At 71.1% G+C, this 19,585-nt stretch carries 15 protein-coding genes; 5 read left to right on the plus strand and 10 right to left on the minus strand.

Features of this window, described 5'->3' with window-relative positions; translation table 11 throughout:
- The first annotated feature begins 140 nt into the window (after positions 1-140).
- Together OG252_RS08860 and OG252_RS08865 are read left to right on the plus strand one after the other, a co-directional pair.
- Positions 141-851, plus strand: a complete 711-nt coding sequence (locus OG252_RS08860) for a FadR/GntR family transcriptional regulator (protein WP_329335041.1) — start codon at positions 141-143, stop codon at positions 849-851.
- Between the two features lie 17 nt (positions 852-868).
- Positions 869-1,624 (plus strand): YqjF family protein, encoded by a 756-nt coding sequence (locus tag OG252_RS08865; protein ID WP_266450759.1) that lies wholly within the window; start codon positions 869-871, stop codon positions 1,622-1,624.
- A gap of 36 nt (positions 1,625-1,660) precedes the next feature.
- On the opposite strand, the gene OG252_RS08870 is transcribed toward OG252_RS08865, so the two are convergent.
- The 6 genes from OG252_RS08870 to OG252_RS08895 all read right to left on the minus strand — a co-directional run bounded on the left by OG252_RS08870 (position 1,661) and on the right by OG252_RS08895 (position 11,185).
- Positions 1,661-4,675 carry an alpha-mannosidase gene (locus OG252_RS08870; RefSeq protein ID WP_329335043.1) on the minus strand — a complete coding sequence of 1,005 codons (3,015 nt, stop codon included), beginning with the start codon at positions 4,673-4,675 and terminating at the stop codon, positions 1,661-1,663.
- A gap of 47 nt (positions 4,676-4,722) precedes the next feature.
- A complete protein-coding gene (locus OG252_RS08875) occupies positions 4,723-6,753 on the minus strand; it encodes an endo-beta-N-acetylglucosaminidase (RefSeq protein WP_329335045.1) in 2,031 nt (676 codons plus the stop codon).
- Positions 6,750-8,018, minus strand: a complete 1,269-nt coding sequence (locus OG252_RS08880) for a glycoside hydrolase 5 family protein (RefSeq protein ID WP_329335047.1) — start codon at positions 8,016-8,018, stop codon at positions 6,750-6,752. The genes OG252_RS08875 and OG252_RS08880 overlap by 4 nt, the downstream gene beginning before the upstream one ends.
- A 72-nt stretch (positions 8,019-8,090) precedes the next feature.
- Entirely contained in the window at positions 8,091-8,996 is a 906-nt protein-coding gene (locus OG252_RS08885) for a carbohydrate ABC transporter permease (RefSeq protein WP_266450753.1), read from the minus strand.
- Positions 8,993-9,886, minus strand: coding sequence for a carbohydrate ABC transporter permease (locus OG252_RS08890; protein ID WP_329335050.1), 894 nt, complete (start codon positions 9,884-9,886; stop codon positions 8,993-8,995). Before OG252_RS08890 ends, OG252_RS08885 begins: the two co-directional genes overlap by 4 nt.
- A 6-nt stretch (positions 9,887-9,892) precedes the next feature.
- Positions 9,893-11,185 carry an ABC transporter substrate-binding protein gene (locus OG252_RS08895; protein ID WP_329335052.1) on the minus strand — a complete coding sequence of 431 codons (1,293 nt, stop codon included), beginning with the start codon at positions 11,183-11,185 and terminating at the stop codon, positions 9,893-9,895.
- 220 nt (positions 11,186-11,405) lie between these two features.
- Between OG252_RS08895 and OG252_RS08900 the strand changes: the two genes are divergently transcribed.
- On the plus strand, positions 11,406-12,416 hold the full coding sequence (locus OG252_RS08900; protein WP_266453082.1) for a LacI family DNA-binding transcriptional regulator: 1,011 nt from the start codon (positions 11,406-11,408) through the stop codon (positions 12,414-12,416).
- 50 nt (positions 12,417-12,466) lie between these two features.
- A complete protein-coding gene (locus OG252_RS08905) occupies positions 12,467-13,489 on the plus strand; it encodes an alpha/beta hydrolase family protein (protein ID WP_329335053.1) in 1,023 nt (340 codons plus the stop codon).
- A gap of 15 nt (positions 13,490-13,504) precedes the next feature.
- Here the strand turns inward: OG252_RS08905 and OG252_RS08910 are convergent, their stop codons facing one another.
- Complete coding sequence (locus OG252_RS08910; protein WP_329335055.1) at positions 13,505-15,049, minus strand: alpha-L-fucosidase; 1,545 nt, start codon at positions 15,047-15,049, stop codon at positions 13,505-13,507.
- Positions 15,050-15,066: 17 nt separating this feature from the next.
- Positions 15,067-16,902 carry a beta-N-acetylhexosaminidase gene (locus tag OG252_RS08915; protein ID WP_329335057.1) on the minus strand — a complete coding sequence of 612 codons (1,836 nt, stop codon included), beginning with the start codon at positions 16,900-16,902 and terminating at the stop codon, positions 15,067-15,069.
- 249 nt (positions 16,903-17,151) lie between these two features.
- On the opposite strand from OG252_RS08915, the gene OG252_RS08920 reads away from it, so the two are divergent.
- Positions 17,152-18,489, plus strand: coding sequence for an amidase (locus OG252_RS08920; protein WP_329335059.1), 1,338 nt, complete (start codon positions 17,152-17,154; stop codon positions 18,487-18,489).
- A 23-nt stretch (positions 18,490-18,512) separates the two neighbouring features.
- On the opposite strand, the gene OG252_RS08925 is transcribed toward OG252_RS08920, so the two are convergent.
- Together OG252_RS08925 and OG252_RS08930 are read right to left on the minus strand one after the other, a co-directional pair.
- Complete coding sequence (locus OG252_RS08925; RefSeq protein WP_266450741.1) at positions 18,513-18,995, minus strand: GNAT family N-acetyltransferase; 483 nt, start codon at positions 18,993-18,995, stop codon at positions 18,513-18,515.
- Between the two features lie 59 nt (positions 18,996-19,054).
- Positions 19,055-19,228 (minus strand): hypothetical protein, encoded by a 174-nt coding sequence (locus OG252_RS08930; protein WP_184826938.1) that lies wholly within the window; start codon positions 19,226-19,228, stop codon positions 19,055-19,057.
- Between the last annotated feature and the right edge of the window lie 357 nt (positions 19,229-19,585).

Genomic DNA, 19,585 nt, shown 5'->3' on the forward strand with positions numbered 1-19,585 from the left:
CGAGCAGATGTCCGCATACTTATCAGACCACTCGGCCGAAAGAACACCCTTCGGCGGCACATTTCCCCGAGTTTTGGCCGTAGTGGTCCGACCACTCGGGTGGTTAGACTTCGGGCGCACCTGGTGAGTGGAGGAATGGCGTGGACGAGACAGCCCCCCAGAAGGGCACCGTGACGCAGCGCGCCATCGAGCGGATCAAGGCGATGATCGGCGAGGGGCGGCTGGAGCCGGGCCAGCGGCTGCCCACCGAGCGCGATCTGGCGGTCCAGCTGGGCATCTCCCGCAGTTCGATGCGTGAGGCGATCCGCGCGCTCACGGTGCTGGGCGTGCTGGAGGCCCGGCACGGTTCGGGCATCTACGTCACGCAGTTGGAGGCCGGCGACCTCCTCGAGACCTTCGGCGTGGTCGCCGACCTCTCGCGCGGCCCGCAACTGGTGGAGCTGCTCGAGGTGCGCCGCATCCTGGAGTCGACGGCGACCGCGCTGGCCGCGGCCCGGATCACCTCGGACCAGCTCGCCGAGGTCGAGAAGCACCTGACGGCGATGAACGCCACCGAGGACCCGGAGGTGATCCTCGCCCACGACCTGGCCTTCCACCGCGAGATCGCCACGGCCGCCGGCAACGAGACCATGGCCGCCATCCTGGACGGCCTGTCCTCCCGCACCTTCCGCGCCCGCGTCTGGCGCGGCTACCAGGAGGAGGGCGCCTTCGCCCGCACCCGCCGCGAGCATGCCGCGATCCACCGCGCGCTGGTCGCCCGCGATCCGGAGGCGGCGCGGGCGGCGGCGGCCGCGCATGTGGGCGAGGTGGAGCAGTGGCTGCGCTCCCAGGTCGTTGACGAGGTCCGCTGATCACCTCACGCTGCGGTATGCAGATCGAGCCGGTCACCCTGTCCACGCCACGGCCCGTACGGCGGCCCACCCTGGTGCAGGGCTGGCACGAACTGACCTTCCTGCACTGGCCGGTGGAGCCGGACCGGGTCGCGGGACTGCTGCCCGCCGGCACCCGCCCGGACACCCTGGACGGAGTGACCTATGTCGGTCTGGTCCCGTTCCGGATGCGCGGCGTGGGCCTGGGACCGGGGCCGGGCCTGCCGTATCTCGGCACGTTCTGCGAGACGAACGTGCGGCTGTACTCGGTCGACGACCAGGGCCGCCGCGCTGTCGTCTTCCGCTCCCTGGACGCGGCCCGCCTGCTCCCGGTACTGATCGGCCGGCTCGGGGTCCGGCTGCCCTACACGTGGTCGGCGATGCGCCTGCGCCGCGAGCGTGATGTGATCACCTACAGCTGCCGCCGACGGGGCTCCCGAGGCAACGGCCCCGCGAGCCGCACGGCGGTTCGCATAGGCCACCCGATCGCGGAACCCACCCCGCTGGAGCGGTTCCTGACGGCACGGTGGGGTCTGCACGTCTCGTGGCACGGCCGCACGATGCACCTGCCGAACGAACACGACCCGTGGCCGCTGTTCCGGGCCGAACTGCTCGACCTGGACGACGGTTTGTTGACGGCCGCGGGCCTGCCCCAGCCGACCGGGCCGCCGGTCAGTGTCCTCTACTCGCCGGGCGTCGCGGTGCGGTTCGGAAGCCCCTCCCCGCTGTCGGCGCCGGCCGCTCGGGGCCGATAGCCGGGTTCGTGTCCGCATCGGCCCCCGCGACCGTTCTCATGCCCGGCGCAACCGGAGCGTCATCAACTCGAACGGCCGCAGCCGTACGGCGATCCGCTCGCCGTCCCGCCGGGGCGCCGATGCTTCGGGCAACGGGCGTTCCAGCAGGTCGGTGACGGTGACGCCCGCCACCTCGAAGCCGGCCGTGAGCGTGGCCCGGGCCCGGCCGCCGTGTGCCTCGTGGAACCGGACGACCACGTCACCGCTGCCGTCGTCGGCCAGCTTGACGGCGGTGACGACGACGGCCTCGCTGTCGACCGTCACCAGCGGCGCGACCTCCTGAGCGCCGCTGATCCGCCGCTCGGGCACATTGATCCGCCAGCCCTCGCGGACCGCGTCCCCGATGCCGGCGCCGGGCACCAGGGCGTGCCGGAAGCGGTGGACGCCCTGGTCGGTCTCGGGGTCGGGGAAGCGCGGGGCGCGGAGCAGGGAAACCCGGACCGTTGTCGTCGTACCGCGGTCGCCGTCGGTGCGTACCGTGCGGGTCACGTCGTGGCCGTACGTCGAGTCGTTGACGACCGCCACGCCCCAGCCGGGTTCCTCCAGGTGGACGAAGCGGTGGTTGCACGCCTCGAACTTGGCCGCCTCCCAGCTGGTGTTGGTGTGGGTGGGCCGGTGGAAGTGCCCGAACTGGGTCTCGGACGCGTACCGTTCGGCGTGCACGTCGAGCGGGAAGGCGAGCTTCAGGAACTTCTCCGTCTCGTGCCAGTCGACCTCGGTGTCCAGGACCAGCCGCCGCTCCCCCGGCGCGAGCGACAGCAGCTGGGTGACGCGGGAGGCGCCGAAGGACCGTACGACCCGCACGCCGTCCCCGTCCGGGGCGACCTCGTCCGCGTCGGTCAGGTCCGTGACCGTGTTGCGGTAGAACTCGTCGACGTCCCAGGCGTCCCACATGTTCGGGAAATCCGGGTGGAGCTGGAGGAGGTTCGCGGCCCGCCCGGGGGCGATCGTCTCGCGGTCGGCCTCGGTGTCGTAGGCGGAGACGACCAGGCCACGGGCGTCGATCTCGACGCGCAGGAGGCCGTTGTCGAGGACGTGTCCGCCGCCGGGGCGGTCGGTGCGTGCCGTCCGGGCCCCGGTGGCGGGGGTACGTGCGGCGCCCGCCGGAACGCCGTCGCGGGTGTGCGGCGCCGCGTTGAAGACGAGCGGGGTCGCGCCCTCGCCGGCCAGGGCGCGCTGGGCGGCGTCGATGATGCCGGTCAGCTCTCCGGCGATCCGCTCGTAGGTCCTGCGGGCCTCCCGGTGCACCCAGGCGATGGACGACCCGGGCAGGATGTCGTGGAACTGGTGCAGCAGTACTGTCTTCCAGATGCGGTCCAGGTCCTCGTAGGGGTAGGGGGATCCGGTGCGTACGGCTGCCGTGGCCGCCCACAGTTCGGCCTCGCGCAGGAGGTGTTCGCTGCGCCGGTTGCCCTGCTTGGTCTTCGCCTGGCTGGTGAGGGTGGCGCGGTGGAGTTCGAGGTAGAGCTCGCCGACCCAGACGGGCGGCTCGGGGTATTCGGCCTCGGCCTTCTCGAAGAACTCCCCCGGGGTCTCCCACACGACCGTCGCCGAGCCTTCGAGGTCCCGCAGCCGGGCCGCCTTGGCGACCATCTCCCGGGTGGTGCCACCGCCCCCGTCGCCCCAGCCGGTGGGGGCGAGGGAGTGGCGGGCGACCCCCTTGTCCTTGAAGTTGCGGGCCGCGTGGGCGATCTCGCTGCCCTTCATCGAGCAGTTGTAGGTGTCCACGGGCGGGAAGTGCGTGAAGATGCGGGTGCCGTCGATGCCCTCCCAACGGAAGGTGTGGTGCGGGAACCGGTTGGTCTGGGACCAGGAGATCTTCTGCGTCAGCAGCCACTTGGAGCCGGCCGCCTTGATGATCTGCGGGAGTCCGGCGGCGAAGCCGAAGGTGTCGGGCAGCCACGCCTCGTCGTTCTCGATGCCGAACTCGTCGAGGAAGAACCGCTTGCCGTGCACGAACTGACGGGCCATCGCCTCGGAGCCCGGCATGTTGGTGTCCGACTCCACCCACATCCCGCCGGCCGGTACGAACCGCCCGTCCGCCACCGCCTTCTTCACCCGCGCCCACACCTCGGGCCGATGTTCCTTCACCCACGCCCACTGCTGGGCCTGCGACATGGCGAAGACGAAGTCGGGCTCGTCGTCCAGGAGGGCGGTCATGTTCGAGGTCGTCCGGGCGACCTTGCGTACGGTCTCGCGCAGTGGCCACAGCCAGGCCGAGTCGATGTGGGCGTGGCCGACGGCGCTGATCCGGTGGGCGGAGGGGACGGCGGGCGTGGACAGTACCGGCCCGAGATGTGAACGGGCCTGTGCCGCCGTGCCGTTGACGTCCTGGAGGTCGATCGCGTCCAGGGCCTTCTCGACCGCCCGCAAAATCTCCCAGCGGCGCGCGGACTCCACCGGCAGCTCCGCCATCAGCTCGCCCAGCACCTCCAGGTCGATCACCAGCTGCCACACCGTCTCGTCGAAGACGGCCAGTTCCATGCGGGTGAGGGTGTACTGCGGCTCGCTGCCGGCGGTCTCCTTGTCACCCAACTGAGTGGGCAGGAAAGGGTGGTAGTCGAGGATGACCGGGTTGGAGGCGGCCTCGACGTGCAGGCGCACCTCCTCGCCGCCCTCGACGGGCGCACCGACGCGGACCCACTGGTTGCGCGGGTTGAGACCCTTCACCGGGGTGCCGTCGGGCCGGTAGACCAGGCCCTCGCACTGGAAGCCGGGCATGTTCTCGTCGAAGCCGAGGTCGAGGATCGCCTCGACGGTCCGGCCCGCCCACGCCTCGGGCACGGTCCCGGTGACCCGGAACCAGCTCGTGCCCCACGGGGCACCCCACCGGGCGCCCACCTCGATCGGCTCGGGCTCGGCCGCGAGCCCCTCGGCCACCGGCACCGGTTCGCCGGGCGCGTGCCACACCGCCACCTGCAGCGGTGCGGACTCGGGGTACACGGCGGGGCGGACGCGCTCGTCGAGGACGCGCTTGAGACGGGCTTCGACCAGGCTGCGGTCGTCATGCATGCGGAGTGCTCCGTAAGGGGTCCGTGGGCGGGTGGTGGGGCGGGTGGTTACCAGGGGTGGGTCACGGTGACGGGGGCCGACGACGTGTACAGCTCCCCCACGGCACGCAGTTCGAACCGCGCGGCCCGCTCGCCCTGCTCGGGCTGGAGGCCGGCGACGAAGTAGGCGTGCTGGCAGGTGCCGCCGAGGAAGCGACGGGTGCCGTCGGGGAGGAGGCGGTGGAGGGTGTAGTGGCGTGTGGCCGGCGCCGTCGCTTCGTTGACGGCACCGGGGGCGGGGTGCCAGGCGAGGCGCAGGTCGCCGCCGTTCGCGGCCGTGACGCGGAAGCCCTGCGGAGGAGCGGGAGTCGGCCGGGCGTCGCGTACGGCGAGGCCGCCGAGCCGCCACTTCACGGGTCCCTCGTCGGCGGTGAGCCGGACGCCGATGGCGTGCACGGTGCCGGACAGGCCCGTGAGCGGGACCGTCACGGTGTGCCAGCCGTTGACCGAGTTCACAGGCAGATATGTGTACGGCGGTGGCGTGCCGACCTCGCCGGGTTCGGCCGTCGCGATCGCCAGCTCGACGTTCACACGCCCGACGTCCGTCCGATGCGTCAGCTCGACAACCGTGTCCACAGTGATCGGGAGCCGTGAAGCGTACAGATCCACCGTGACGGGCGCGTCCGGTTCACCGTCCACCAGCACACTGCTGCCGCCCCGCCACGCGTCCGCGAAGTCGAAGGAGACGGCCGGCCGCTCCCCCTCCGTCCGTACCACCCACCGCCGCGACGGCAGCCGGTCCTGCAGTCCCAGATGGTTCCAGGGCGCGTCCGAGGTGACGACGCCCTCCTCGTACCACCGCAGCCCGTGCCCGGTGTTGAACACGCTCGCGAACGGCACCGAGGTCACCGTCGACCGGTCGGCGACCGACACCGCCGGGGCCCGCCAGCTGTCCGTGCCGTCCGGCCGGGACGGGTCGAGGGAGCGCCCGGTCCAGAACCGGTCGTCGGCGGCGTGGAAGGCGCCCGGAGCCCGGCCGTCGGCGGGCAGCTGGTTGCGCGTCCACTCCGGCCGGTACAGCCCGAGCGACGTGACGTGCGGCCGGTCGCCCGGCACGATGGCGTCCCAGTTCTCGGACGTGTTCCAGCCGCCCGCCTCCACGTCCACGCCCGCCCACAGCTCGTAGCGGCTGCGCCCCAGTTGCTCGGCGCGCGTCCCCGACGCCGCCAGGCCGCTCGCCGACCAGCGGAAGTCGACGAACATGTCGTCGGCGGCCTGGAAGAACGCCTGGTTCTGTGCGTTGAGGGCTCCCTGCCAGCTCACCGCCCCGTTCACGGTCATCGAGTCGTACCAGGTCACCCGCTGCCCCGCGGCCGCGGCCAGCGACTTCAGCTCCCGCATGAACCCCTGCATGGCCGTCCCGAGGGCGGTGTCCCCGCCGCCGGTCTCGGCGTTCACGAACCACCCGTCGAAGCCGTACGCGGACGCCACCGCGACGAGCTGTGCGGCCAGCGGGTAGCGCCCCGCCGTGTCCCTCTGCACCAGGTCCCGGGTCCACTGCAGCTGCCCGCCGTAGGCGGCCGGCGGCAGGAAGACGTTGCCGAGCACGGGCACGCCGTGCCGGTGGGCGGCGTCCACGATCGGCGCGTTCGGAGCGAGGATCAGCCCTTCGCCGGAGGAGCCGCCCCAGAAGACCAGCTCGTCGATGTACGCCCAGTGGGTGAGGGCGTAGTAGTCGGCGGTGGCCGAGCCCTGCGAGGGGTTGCTCGCCGTGGGGCCGAAGGACACCAGCGACTGGATACGGGCCTGGCCGGTACGGGCCGTCGCGTTCGCCGGGGTGGGGGTGAAGCGCGCGGCGAGCGGCACGGACGCCGCGTTGAAGGCGAGGTCCGGGTCGTCGGTCGCCCGCCAGGACTTAAGACCGCGCCAGGTGATGCCGGTGCCCGGGGTGCCCGGGGGCAGCGAGTCCGGATACCAGTAGGAGGCGTAGGGCTGGAGCGCGGCGGCGGCCTTGGGTGCTGCCGCCGCCGGCAGCGAGGGGAGCAGGGCGGCAGCGGCGCAGGCTCCGGCGAGCAGGACGGTGCGTCTGGTGGGCTTCACGAGCGGGTGCCTCCGTGGGGTCCTTGTGGGAGAGGGAGTACCTGGTCGGGAGTGAGGACGTCGGTGATGCCGCGCGCGGCGAGATGCTGCCGGTCCTCGGCGCGCGTGTCGAGGACGGTGGTCGGGCGGACGCCGTCGGCGACCAGTCGGAAGAAGGCGTCGAAGACGGGGCCGCCCGGTGCGCAGCGCGACCGGGTCGAGGGGTCCGCCGGAACGACGAGCGCCGTGGTGCGGGGTGCGGGCGGCGCGTACGTGCGCTCGCTCGCCGCGCGGGCCAGCACCCGTGCCGCGTCCTTCGGTTTGCGGTCGTTGGTGAGCAGGCCGAGGCCGTATTCGAGTTCGGGGAAGTCGGCAAGGTCACGGGACACGTCGTGGGAGCACCACCAGGTGATTCCCCACAGGTCGGGGCAGTCCAGGGCGTTCGCGACGGTCGCCTCCGTGAAGGCGGCGGCGTGCTCGGCCGGGATCAGGGGCGCGGGCGCGCCGACCTCCTGGAGCCAGACCGGCCGGTGCGGGTCGTCGGCCCACGCCTTGCTCAGCTCGACGAGGTACGCGGCGTGGTGCTCGGTCGGCACGGAGGTGCGGCCGTGGCGCTGGGCGGTGCCGTTGAAGACCCAGGAGTGCACGGCCGTGACGGCGCCGCGGCGGGCGGCCTGGGCCGGGGTGAAGGGCTGGTCGTCCTGGTACCAGGTGGCGTCGTACTCGGCGTGCAGGTGCAGCCGGCCCGGGGCGCCCTCCTCGCAGGCGGCGAGCATGCGGTCCAGCCAGGCGTCGATCTGCGTCACGGAAGCCCGGTCGGGGTCCGGATGCGGGCCCGCGGAGAACTGGTTGACCTCGTTGCCGAGGGTCATGCCGATGAAGTTGGGCCGGTCGGCGAGGGCGGCGGCGAGCGTGCGCAGGTAGGCCGCCTGGCCCTCCAGCACGTCCGGGTCGGTGAAGAGGTTGCGCCGGTGCCAGGTGCGGGTCCAGGCCGGCAGGAAGTCGAAGCTGCTCAGGTGCCCCTGCAGACCGTCCACGTTGACGTCGAGCCCGCGTTCGGCGGCGGCGTCGGCGAGCTGCACCAGCTGGTCGACGGCCCGGGTGCGGATCAGGGACCGGTTGGGCTGGAAGTACGGCCACAGCGGGAACACCCGGACGTGGTCGAGACCCAGCTCGGCGATCGAGTCGAGGTCGGCGCGCACGGAGTCGAGGTCGAAGTCGAGCCAGTGGTGGAACCACCCTTCGCTGGGGGTGTAGTTGACGCCGAAGCGCACGGCAGGAGGCATGCAGTGTCCTTGAAAGCGGTGTCCTTGAAAGCGGTGTCCTTGAAAGCGGTGTCCTTGAAAGCAGGGGGTGGTTCAGCCTTTGACCGCGCCCTCGCCCACCCCGCGGAAGAAGTACCGCTGCAGACAGGCGAAGAGGGCGATCAGCGGTGCCACGGCGATCACCGTGCCCGCGGCGACGAGCCGCTCGTCGTTGGCGAAGGTGCCGTGCAGATAGTTGAGGCCGATCGTGAGCGTGAACTTGTCCGGGTCGCTCAGCACGATGAGGGGCCACAGGAAGTCGTCCCAGGCGCCCATGAAGGCGAAGATCGCCACGACGGCGAGGGTTCCCTTCACCGACGGCACGGCGATCCGCAGGAACCGCTGCCACACGTTGGCGCCGTCCACATAGGCCGCCTCCTCTATCTCGTAGGGGAGGTTGAGGAAGGCGTTGCGCATCAGCAGGACGTTCATGGCGCCGATGCAGCCCGGCAGGACCACGCCGACGAGCGTGTTGTTGAGGCCGAGCTCCCGCATGGTCGTGAACTGGGCGATGATGATGCCCTCCACGGGCACGAGCATCGCCAGGATGAAGGCGAGGGTGGCCGCGCGGCGGCCGCGGTAGCGCAGCCGGGCCAGGGCGTATCCGGCGAGGGCCGCACCGACGCAGTTGGTGACGACGTTGGCGGCGGCGACCTTCAGCGAGTTGAAGGCGTAGTCCCACACGGGGATGGTGTCGGCGACCCGTTCGTAGTTGTGCAGGGTGGGATGGCCGGGCAGGAAGGTCGGCGGGGAGCTGTAGATGTCCTCGGTGGGGCCTTTCAGCGAGGTCGACAGCTGCCAGAGGAACGGGCCGACGGTCAGGGCGAGTACGGCGAGCAGGAGTGCGTAGCGCAGGGCGAGTTCCCACACCCGTACACGGCGGCCGTGCTCGTCGGTGACACGGGGTTCGCGGGGGACGGCCGGCGTCGAAGCGGGCCGTACCTTCTCCATGACGCTCATGACTCCTCCCTCCGGTCGGCCCGCAGCACGAGCAGCATCAGGGCGACGGTGACGACGAAGACGACGACGGAGATGGCGGAGGCGTAGCCGACACGGCCGGTCAGGCCGGTGCCGGTGCGCTGGACGAGCATCACGAGGGTGGTGTCCTCGCCCGCCGGGCCGCCGGTCGGGCCGGCCATCAGGTAGACCTCGGAGAACACCTTGAAGGCGGCGACCGAGGAGAGGGCCCCGACCAGGACCATGGTGGAGCGGACGGCCGGCACGGTGACCGTCAGGAAGCGGCGCACCGCGCCCGCTCCGTCGACCGCCGCCGCCTCGTGCAGTTCACGGGGTACGTTCGCCAGCGCGGCCAAGTAAATGATCATGTAGTAGCCGAGGCCCTTCCAGACCGTGACGGTCATGGCGCTCAGCAGGAGCAGCCACTGGTCGCTGAGGAAGCCGATCCGGCCGACCCCGACGGTCTCAAGCAGCGAGTTGACCAGACCGCGTTCGTCGAGCAGCCACACCCAGATCAGTCCGACCACGACGATCGACGCGACGACCGGGGTGTAGAAGGCGGACCGGAAGAAGGCGATGCCGGGGATGTTCTTCTGCACCAGCAGCGCGAGCAGCAGCGGCAGGATCACGAGCGCGGGGACGACCCCGAGGACGTACAGCGTGCTGTTGCGCAGGCCGATCCAGAACATGTCGTCGTGCAGCAGTTCGCGGAAGTTGGCGAGTCCGACGAACTCGCCCGGGATCAACGTGCGGCGGTCGGTGAAGGCGTTGACCAGGGTGGAGACGAACGGGTAGAGGATGAACGCGCCGATGATCAGCAACCCGGGGGCGGCGAACAGCCAGGGACTGGTGGGCAGTTGGCGCCGCACCCGGGAGACGGCGGACGTGGCCATCGCGCTCTATCCCTGCTGCTGCAGAAGCCGGTCGCAGGCCTCGACAGCGTTGTCAAGCGCTTCCCTGGGGCTCTCCTTGCCCTGCAGCGCCTTGGCGATCTCGTTGCGCAGCGCGGTCTTCATCTGCTCGCTGAACAGCACGGGCGTGTAATTGACGGCGTTCTTCAGCGACTTGGCCGCCGCCACCCGCACCCGTGTCTCGTCGGTCCCGTCCTCCTTGGTGAAGTACGGGTCGTCGAGCGAGCCCGCGGTGCTCGGGAAGATGGCGACCTGCTTGGCGAACGACATCTGGTGCTCGGCGTCGGTGACGAAGTGCGCGAAGGCGACCGCGGCGGGCGTCTTCTTGGTCTGCGCGTTGACCATCACACCCATCACGTACATGTTGACGTGGCCGGTGCTGGTGATCTGGTCGGTGATGCCGATGTTCTTGTACAGGTTCGGCGCCTGCTTCTTGAAGTTGCCGAGGTCCAGGGCGCTGCCGGGGTTCATGGCGACGGCCCCGGTGAGGAACTTCTTGCCGGAGGACTCGGGGGTCGCGGTCAGCGCCTGCGGGTCGAGCGCCTTGGCGTCGTACAGCTCCTTGTACTTGGTGAGGAGTTCGACTCCCTTGGCGTCGTTGAAGGAGAAGGCGGTGCCCTCCTTGTTCATGAGCTCGACGCCGTAGCGGCCGAAGTCCTCGATGGTGGGCACGTTGGCGAGGGTGGCGACCTCGCCGTCGCTCTTGTCGGCCAGGTCCAGGGCGTCGGCGAAGAGTTCGTCGTACGTCTTCGGCGGCTGGTCGGGGTCGAGTCCCGCCTCCTCGAAGAGGGACTTGTTGTAGAAGAGCGGGCCGGTGTTGAGGTACCAGGGGAAGGCGTAGGTGCCGGTCATGCCCGGTATCTCGTGGCTGGCCCAGGCGCCCGCCAGGTACTCCTTCTTGTACTGCGGCGCCGCCTTGTCGAGGTCGAGCGCGAGGCCGGCCTTGGCGAGCGGGGCGACGAGGTCCGGCGAGACGTTGACGACGTCGGGCAGGGTGCCGCCGGCGGCGTCCGCGCTGATCTTGTCGGCGTAGCCCTCGGCGGGCTGGTCGACCCACTTGACGTGGGTGCCGGGGTACTTCTTCTCGAAGTCGGCGATCACGCCCTCGAAGTACGGCTTGAAGTTGGCTCTCAGGTTCCAGGTCTGGAAGGTGATGTCGCCCTCGACCTTGCCGGAGGCGTCGGTCGAGCCACCGCCGTCGTCTCCCGAGCCGCAGGCGCTCAGTGACAGGGCGAGACAGGCGGTGAAAGCGACAGCGAGGGTTCTGCGGGAAACGGGCACCGTGAACCGTCCTCCTTTGCGGCGGAATTGGTCGACGTGGCAGACCCTGCACGCCGCTCCACGGGCCCGTCAACAACTTCCGCGCAGCTAATTTCTTTAGTTACTAATGCGCTTAAGGTCGCGAGTGCTGAAGCGCATTAGTGCATACTGGGCCGGGAATGCGTCGCAGGAATGGAGAAGCACCTTGTCAGGCAGGCGATCGCCGGCCCGTCGGCCGACGATGAAGGACATCGCGCGGCACGCCGGGATCTCCCAGAGCGCCGTCTCCTTCGCGCTGAACGGCCGGCCGGGGGTCTCCGAGGAGACCCGCGACCGGGTGCGGCGGGTCGCGGAGGAGCTGGGCTGGCGGCCCAGTACGGCGGCCCGCGCACTGTCCGGGGAGGGCGCCGCGACGGTCGGTTTCGTGCTCGCCCGGCCCGCGGAGACACTCGGCCTGGACTCCTTCTTCCTGCAACTCGTCTCGGGCATCCAGGAGGTGCTGGCGGAGCGCCATCTCGGACTGCTGTTCCAGGTGGTCGAGGATGTCGACGACGAGTGCGCGGTCTACCGGCGCTGGTGGGCCGAGCACCGCGTGGACGGCGTGCTGGTGGTCGACCCGCGCACCGACGACCCCCGGCCCGACCTGCTCGACGAACTGGGCCTGCCCGCCGTGGTGATCGGCGGCGCCCCGGACGAACGGCACCCGGGGCTGTCGACCGTGTGGGCGGACGACGGGGGCGCCATGGCCTCGGTCGTGGACGAGCTGTACGCGCTCGGCCACCGGCGGATCGTGCACATCGCGGGCCTGGCCGGCCTCGCGCACACCGAGCGCCGGATCCGTACGCTGCGGGCCGAGGCCGGGCGGCGCGGTCTGACCGAGGTGGAGTCGGTGCCCACCGACTACTCCGACGCGGCGGGCGCGGCCGTCACCCGCCGGGTCCTGGAAGTGCCCACTCCCCCGACCGCCCTGATCTACGACAACGACGTGATGGCCGTCGCCGGGGTCGCCGCCGCGGTCGAGCTGGGCTTCTCGGTGCCGGCCGACGTCTCGGTGGTGGCCTGGGAGGACTCGGCCCTGTGCCGCATGGTCAAGCCCTGGCTGTCGGCGCTGTCCCGGGACAGCGTGGAGTTCGGGCGTACGGCGGCCACGGAGCTGACGGCCCTGCTGGACGGCGGCCCGGCCCGGACCGTGCGGGTGCCGGTGCCGCGGTTGATCGGCCGGGACAGTACCGGGGTGGCACGGGGAGGCTGAAGGCTCGGGAAACGGGTGCCCGTCGTCGCCGCTCGGGCGACAATGGCCGTATGCGGTCATGGAGTACGGCCTGTGTCGCCGCCGCGCTGGTGCTGGTGGCCGCGACCGGCTGCAGCGGAGACGGCGACGGCGAAGCGGCGCGCACCAGCCCGCCTGCGCCCACCCGCTCCCCCTCCGTCTCGCCCTCCCCCACCCGCACCCCCGTGAACCCGGTGTCCATCCCGGGCCTGATCCAACGCGAGCACAAGGGCTCCGGCCTGCGGCTCGGCACCGTCCTCGCCCGGACCGACGCCTACACCAGCTACCGGGTGACGTACGAGGCGAACGGGCTGACGATCTCGGGCCTCATGAACATCCCGACCGGCAAGGGACCGTTCCCCGCGCTGGTCCTGGCCCACGGCTACATCGACCCCGCCGTCTACACCACCGGCCGGGGCCTCGCCCGCGAACAGGACCTCCTCGCCCGCAACGGCTATGTCGTCCTGCACACCGACTACCGCAACCACGCGCGGTCGGACAAAGACCCCGACAACAACGTCAACCTCCGGCTCGGCTACACCGAGGACGTCATCGCGGCCGCGATGGCCCTGCGCTCGTCCGGGCGGCCGGAGATCGACGGCGACCGCATCGGACTCCTGGGCCGGTCGATGGGCGGCGGCGTCGTCTACAACACCCTGGTGGTCGCCCCGGGCCTGTTCGACGCCGCCGTCGCCTTCGCACCGGTCAGTTCGCGCCCGGAGGAGAACATCGACCAGTTCCAGCGCCCCGAGGGGGACCCGATCGTCGCCGAGATCGAGGCCGCGCACGGCACCCCCGAGGAGAACCCCACCTTCTGGAAAGAGGCCTCGCCGATCACCTACCTGGACCGGGTCACCGAGCCGCTGCTCATCCACCACGGCACCGCCGACGACACCTGCCCCATCGCCTGGACCCGGCAGACGGTGGCCGCGTTCGAGAAGGCGGGCAAGGACGTCCAGCTGCGCACCTACTCCGGCGAGGGCCACACCTTCTACTCCCAGTGGCCGCGCTCGATGGACACCACGATGGCCTTCTTCGAGCGCCACCTGCGCTGAGCCGCCGGGGCCCGCTCAGACCCGCGACCGGTACAGCCCGAACTCCGCGATCCGTACGGCCGCCCGCGCCCCGGTCACCCGTACCCGCCACCGCCGCGCCCGTACCGGAGCGGCCAGCAGCAGGATCCGGCTCGCGCCGACGGTCCCGGCGCGCGTCACCTCCGTCCACGCGCCTTCGAGCTGCGCCTCGACCACGAAGCTCTCGACCTGCTGCCCCTCCCGGATGTCCTCCGCCAGCCGGATCCGGTCCACCTCCCGCTCGACCCCCAGGTCGAGGGTGACCCGCCCCGGCACGACGGTGGTCCGTGCTCCGGCCGCCAGGTCCTCGGGCAGCTCCCGGTCCACCCGTTCGCGGAACTCCCGCAGGCGGACCACGTCGGCTGCGGGCAGCAACCCGTCCGTGTCCGGCGGGACGTTGAGCAACAGCACGGAGTTGCGCCCCACGGACCGGAAGTAGATGTCCGTCAACTGCTCGACGCTCTTGGGCTGTTGGTCGGCGTGGTAGAACCAGCCGTCCCGGATGGACACATCGCTCTCGGCGGGCCACCACTGGAGGTAGTCCGCGACCGGCCGGGCGGCCACCAGGGCGTCTCTGCCGCCCATGTCGGCCGCGTCGTAGGAGAGCGCGAAGTCGGTCCGCCCGTAGTCCTTCTCGGTGACCGGTACGACACTCCACTCGTCCTCGCGCGCCGAGCCGCCCTCGTTGCCGACCCAGCGCACATCGGGCCCGGAGACGGCGATCGAGGCGTCCGGCGCGAGCGTGCGCACCAGGGAGTACCAACTGTCCCAGTCGTACTTCTCGACCTTGTCCGGCGGGATGTGCCCCTGGGCACCGTCGAACCAGACCTCGTCGACCGGGCCGTACTCGGTGAGGACCTCGTAGAGCTGGTTGAGCATGTGCGCGCCGTAGTCGGTGGCCTGGAGGGTGTACGACCGCTGGGGTGTGCGGTCGTCGCCGTCGACGAGGGTGGGGATGGTGTGCGCGGACCGGGGGCTGCCGTTGGCGTACACGCCGTGCAGGTACTGGTTCTCGTCGGCGGGCGAGATGTAGACGCCGACCTTGATGCCGTGGCGGCGCATGGAGTCGGCGAACGAGCGCAGTACGTCGCCCTGTCCGCCCCGCCAACTGCTGGACGCCACGGTGTGGTCGGTGTAGCGGGAGGGATACAGGACAAAGCCGTCGTGGTGCTTGACGGTGAGGATGGCGAGTGTGAAGCCGCCGTCGCGCAGGGCTCCGGCCCACTGGTCGGTGTCGAGACCGACCGGCTGGAAGACGTCGGGGTCCTCGTCGCCGGTGCCCCATTCGAGGCCGGTGAAGGTGTTCACGCCGAAGTGCAGGAAAGCGGTGCGTTCCAGGCGCTGCCAGGCGATCTGCCGTGCGGTGGGCTTCACTTGGGAGGCCTTGCGGACCAGGTCGGCCTCGGTGTCGTCCGGGGAGACGGGGATGAGCTGACGGGGGCCGTCCGCCGCGGCGGACGCCGGCGGGGCCGCCACTCCGGTCACGGCCAGTGCGGTGGCGGCGGAGGTGGCGGTGACGAAGAGGCGTCGGGACACGGCCATGGTGGATGCTCCTCGCGTCAGTGGGCGGTCAAGTGCCAGAGGGCGGGCGGGCGTTGGTCGGGCGGGTACTGCACGAGCGCACCGTCGGCGTCCGCGCTCACAGCCATCCGTGTGATCGCGATGACCAGGTGGTAGCCGCCCTGGGCGGGTTCCAGCTCCCAGCGCTGCAGGGTGTTCGCGGCGTCGCAGGCCTGCGGGGCGGCTGCGACACCCGGCTGGAGCGGCACGTTGAGCGTGAGCTTGCCGCCACGTATCTCCAGGCAGCCTTCGTCGGTCCGCAGGGTCACATAGCCGTCGGCCGTGCGCCGTACCTCGGCGTCGAAGGACCGGCCGTCCGCGTCGAAGGTGTACGTTCCGTCCGCCACCGGCACCCGGGTCAGGTCCCGCCACCCCGGTGCGTGCCCGACGGCGGTGCCGCGCGCGGTGAACGCGGCGTACGTGGCGTCGGGGTGCGGATCGCCCCAGGTGGCCTGGGCGACGTGCCGCAGCGCGGGCCACAGGCCGACGGAGACCTCGTTCTCGGTCTCGCCGCGCCCGTTGTCGGGCCAGAGGCTGATCTTCGCGCCGGTGATGCCGTCGCTGGAGGCCAGTTTCTCGCCCTCGAAGCTGCGCGGGTCCCAGCTCTGGTCGTACAGCCCCTTGGTGTCGCTGTGGAAGCCGCCGCGGACGAGGTACAGCGCGTAGGCCGCGTTCATCAACGGGTAGCCCTGTGCGAGGAGTTGGCTCGGCTTCGTCGCCACGTTCAGCCAGTGCTCGACGGTCGTGCCCGCCGTCACCGGCACGGTGTTGGCACCGGTGAGGCCGTCGTTCCAGATACGCAGCTTCTTGCCCTTGGCCGCCGCGTAGGCGTGGACCCGGTTGACGAAGTCGATGAACGCGTCCTGCGGTGTGGCGTCGGGGCCGTACTTCTCCTGGGCGTACCGCAGGACCTGCGGGTACTTGGCGAAGTCGGAGCCGAGCATGTACTCGTCGGCTCCCATGTGCCAGGAGCCGGCGGTGAAGACCTGGGCGTACTCGTCGATCAGACTCGTGTAGTAGTCGAAGGCGGCCGGCTGGGTGATGTCGAGGCGCGAGGGCTGCTTGGCGCCGTCGGAGTCGGTGAGCTGCAGATCCGGCCGGTTCTCTATCCACGGGTCCATGTGTCCCGGGGAGTTGATCTCGGGGATGATCTCCACGTGGTACCGCTCGCCGAGGGCGACCAGGCGGCGGATCTGGTCCTTGGTGTAGTAGCCCCAGGTGTTGGCCTCGGGGTGGGCGTCGCTCTTCACCTTCAGTTCGAGGAGCAGCTGGTTGAGCTTGTGGTACGCCATCTCGCGGACGAGGTTCTCCAGCCAGGGCAGCGAGATGTTGATGTAGCAGGCGCAGACTCCGACGCCGCGTTCCTTGTAGCGGGGCACGTCGACGGTGCGTCCCGCGGGGATCCGGTCGCCCTGCGCGAGGAGCTGGAGCAGGGTCCGGGTGCCGTAGAAGGCGCCGGTCTCGGTCGCGCCGGTCACCGACAGCCGCTCCCCCGCACGCAGTTCGTAGCCCTCGTCACCGAGCGCCGCCCGGCCCGGCCGTACGTCGATAACGATGTCACCGGCGCGGGCGCCGCCGGTCACCACCGGGACCCGGCCGTGGCCCGCCGCCCTGAGGTCGTCGGCCAGGGTGCCGGCGACACGGCGTTCGGCGGGGCTGTCCGCGACCAGACGGGAGCCGGGCCGGAAGGCGTAGCTGCCGGAGGCGGGCGTCCAGTCGGAGAGGGCGGGCACGGTGACCGGCGGAGCCTGCTCCTGCCGCGCGAGGGCCGGAACCGGTGCCAGGAGCACCATCAGCACCGCCATGACGCCGACCAGTCTCAGCCGTTTTCTCATCAGCGACTCCCATTCATCGGAGGCCTGATGATTGGCTTGCCCTCTCGGCCTGTCAATGGGGCTCGATGGCACGGAAGTTGGGCCATTGATCGGATGACCTGCCGGGTCGGTCGCCGGTAGCGATCGCCGGACCTCGAAAAGTCCAAGAAGACCGTTCCGAATGTCCAAGCGCGAACGCTCTCGACGCGGCGTCCGGTCACGGGCAGAGTTCTCCCTACGTACCCACCAGTAGCCTCCCGAGGAGCGCCCGTGACCAACTGGGTCGGCCGGACCGCCACCGAGATCGCCGCCGCCGTACGCGAGAAGCGCGCCACTCCCCGGGAGGTGGTGGCCGAGCACCTCGCCCGGATCGAGCGGCTCGACGGTCGTGTCGGGGCGTTCCGGGTGGTCCGGGCCGAGGCGGCGCTCGCCGAGGCCGACGAGGTGGCCGCGCGGGGCGACCTGGGCGAACTGCCCCTGGCGGGCGTGCCCGTGGCGATCAAGGACAACCTCGCCGTGCGCGGCGAGACGATGCGCGTCGGCTCCGCGGCGACGCCCGAGACGCCCGCCACTGAGGACCATGTCACCGTGGCCCGGCTGCGGGCGGCGGGTGCGGTGGTGGTGGGGCTGACCAACGTGCCGGAACTGTGCGTCTTCGGCACCTCGGAGGGCGTCCACGGCACCGCCCGCAACCCGTGGGACACCTCGCGCACCGCGGGGGGCTCGTCCGGGGGCAGCGCGGCCGCGGTCGCCGCCGGCCTGGTGCCGGTCGCGCTGGGCAACGACGGGATGGGCTCCCTGCGCATACCGGCGGCCAACTGCGGCCTGGTCACCATCAAGCCGGGCCCCGGGGTGGTCCCGGCGGGCACCAGCACCTGGTTCGGCATGTCCGAGAACGGGCCCCTCACCACCACGGTCGAGGACGCGCGCCTGCTGCTGTCGGTCCTCGCGGACACCGAGGTCGTACGGAAGGACCCGTCCGCCGCACACCGGGTCGCCGTCTCCCTGCGCAGCCCGATCGCCGGCGTCGCCGTCACCAAGCCGTATACGACCGCGGTGCGGGAGGCGGCGGAGCTGCTCATGAAGGCAGGTCACCGGGTGCGCCGGGCCGATCCGCCGTACCCCCTGTCGCTGAGCCTCACCTCGCTCGCCCACTGGACGGCCGGCACCGCGGTGGACGCGGAGAGCCTCGACCGGCGGCTGCTGACGCGGCGCACCCGGGTGCACGCGGCCGTGGGCCGGCGCTTCGTGAACACCGTCCAGTCCGGCGAGGCGCGTCAGGCGCTGCGCCGGCGCCTGGAGCCGTTCTTCGACGAGTACGACGTGCTGCTCACCCCGGCGCTCGCCCGCCGCTCCCCCCAGGCCGCGGCCTGGCACGAGCGGGGCTGGCTGCGCAACGTCCTGGCGAACACGAACTACTCGCCGCTGACCCCGCCGTGGAACCTGACCGGCTGGCCGGCGATGTCGGTCCCCTTCGGCACCCTGCCCTCCGGCGCCCCCTGCGCCGTACAGCTCGTGGGGCTGCCGGGGTCGGAGGCGGATCTGCTAGCGGTGGCGGAGCAGTTGGAGGAGCGGCACCCGTGGCAGCGGACGGCGCCTCTCGAGTAGAGGTGCTCTGGAGCAGAGGTGTGCTAGAGGGCCTTGTACATGATGTGCAGGCCCACGCGCCCGTGCCGGGGGTGTTCGTAGGCGTCCGGGACCGTGCCGAGGATCGTGAAGCCGAAGGAGGTCCACAGCTTCACGGCCGGGTTGGTCTCGACGACGGCGTTGAACACCATGCCCCGATAGCCCTCGGCCTTCGCCGCGTCCAGGATGTGCTCGGCGAGGGCGCGGCCGAAGCCCCGGCCGCCCTGGTCGGGGTCGACCATGAAGCCCGCGTTGGCGATGCGGGCGGCGGGGCCGCCGTAGTTGGGGGTGAGGTAGGCGGAGGCGACGAGGGCGCCGGTGTCGTCCTCGACGACGTAGACGCGTTTGGCCGGGGCCATCCACAGGGCGCGGGCCGCCTCTTCGGAGGTGTCCGGGTCCCAGGCGTAGGTCTCGCCGGCGGCGACGATCCGGTGCCAGAAAGGCCAGATCCGTGGCCAGTCCTCGGCCACGGCTTCTCTGATCAGCATGGGCGTGAGTTTCGCACGCCCATGCCTTCGGCGATCGCGACGGGTCCTGTCCCGGTCGGTCAGTCCACGCTGGGCAGGATGTGGGGCTCGGCGAGGTCGTCCTCGTAACCGGCCAGGCGGATGGGGGCGGACCGGGCCCACACGTCGAGGCTGCCGAGCTCTCCGGGCCGGCGGCCCGCACGCTCCGGGCGTTCCTTGGGGCGTTGCTCGCGATTCGTCTTCTCCGGTGTCACCGCGCACTCCTTATGTGTCGGGTCACCCTCGGGGCATGCCTGCCAGTCAACGACCTGGTCCTCGGCGCCCGCTCGGGTGTGGCTGGAAGCAGTTCGGACGCGGTGGCGCCGGTTGGTCGTACGAGGTCAAGCCGTGGTGAACGGGCGTGTCCCATGACGGACCTTGGGTGTGGGTAGGACCCCGTGCTGCCGTCCGTCGCCTACAGATTAACCAAATGAGCGGGAGGCCGCTCGATAGGGCTGAAAACAAAGGGTAACTATCCGGAGTCGTCCCGTGTTCGACCAGGCATGATATGTGCCTGTTCGTAACATCATGCACCGTTTGGGACTCCCCCGTATGGCCTACGCCGCCGGACA

The sequence above is a fragment of the Streptomyces sp. NBC_01352 genome (genome assembly GCF_036237295.1).
Classification (GTDB): Bacteria; Actinomycetota; Actinomycetes; order Streptomycetales; family Streptomycetaceae; genus Streptomyces; species Streptomyces plumbiresistens.

Excerpts from the sequence above, each read along its gene's own strand:
- OG252_RS08865 (WP_266450759.1), top strand. The coding sequence starts at position 869 with ATGCAGATCGAGCCGGTCACCCTGTCCACGCCACGGCCCGTACGGCGG.
- OG252_RS08870 (WP_329335043.1), bottom strand. The coding sequence starts at position 4,675 with ATGCATGACGACCGCAGCCTGGTCGAAGCCCGTCTCAAGCGCGTCCTC.
- OG252_RS08880 (WP_329335047.1), bottom strand. The coding sequence starts at position 8,018 with ATGCCTCCTGCCGTGCGCTTCGGCGTCAACTACACCCCCAGCGAAGGG.
- OG252_RS08885 (WP_266450753.1), bottom strand. The coding sequence starts at position 8,996 with ATGAGCGTCATGGAGAAGGTACGGCCCGCTTCGACGCCGGCCGTCCCC.
- OG252_RS08890 (WP_329335050.1), bottom strand. The coding sequence starts at position 9,886 with ATGGCCACGTCCGCCGTCTCCCGGGTGCGGCGCCAACTGCCCACCAGT.
- OG252_RS08900 (WP_266453082.1), top strand. The coding sequence starts at position 11,406 with ATGAAGGACATCGCGCGGCACGCCGGGATCTCCCAGAGCGCCGTCTCC.
- OG252_RS08905 (WP_329335053.1), top strand. The coding sequence starts at position 12,467 with ATGCGGTCATGGAGTACGGCCTGTGTCGCCGCCGCGCTGGTGCTGGTG.
- OG252_RS08910 (WP_329335055.1), bottom strand. The coding sequence starts at position 15,049 with ATGGCCGTGTCCCGACGCCTCTTCGTCACCGCCACCTCCGCCGCCACC.
- OG252_RS08915 (WP_329335057.1), bottom strand. The coding sequence starts at position 16,902 with ATGAGAAAACGGCTGAGACTGGTCGGCGTCATGGCGGTGCTGATGGTG.
- OG252_RS08925 (WP_266450741.1), bottom strand. The coding sequence starts at position 18,995 with ATGCTGATCAGAGAAGCCGTGGCCGAGGACTGGCCACGGATCTGGCCT.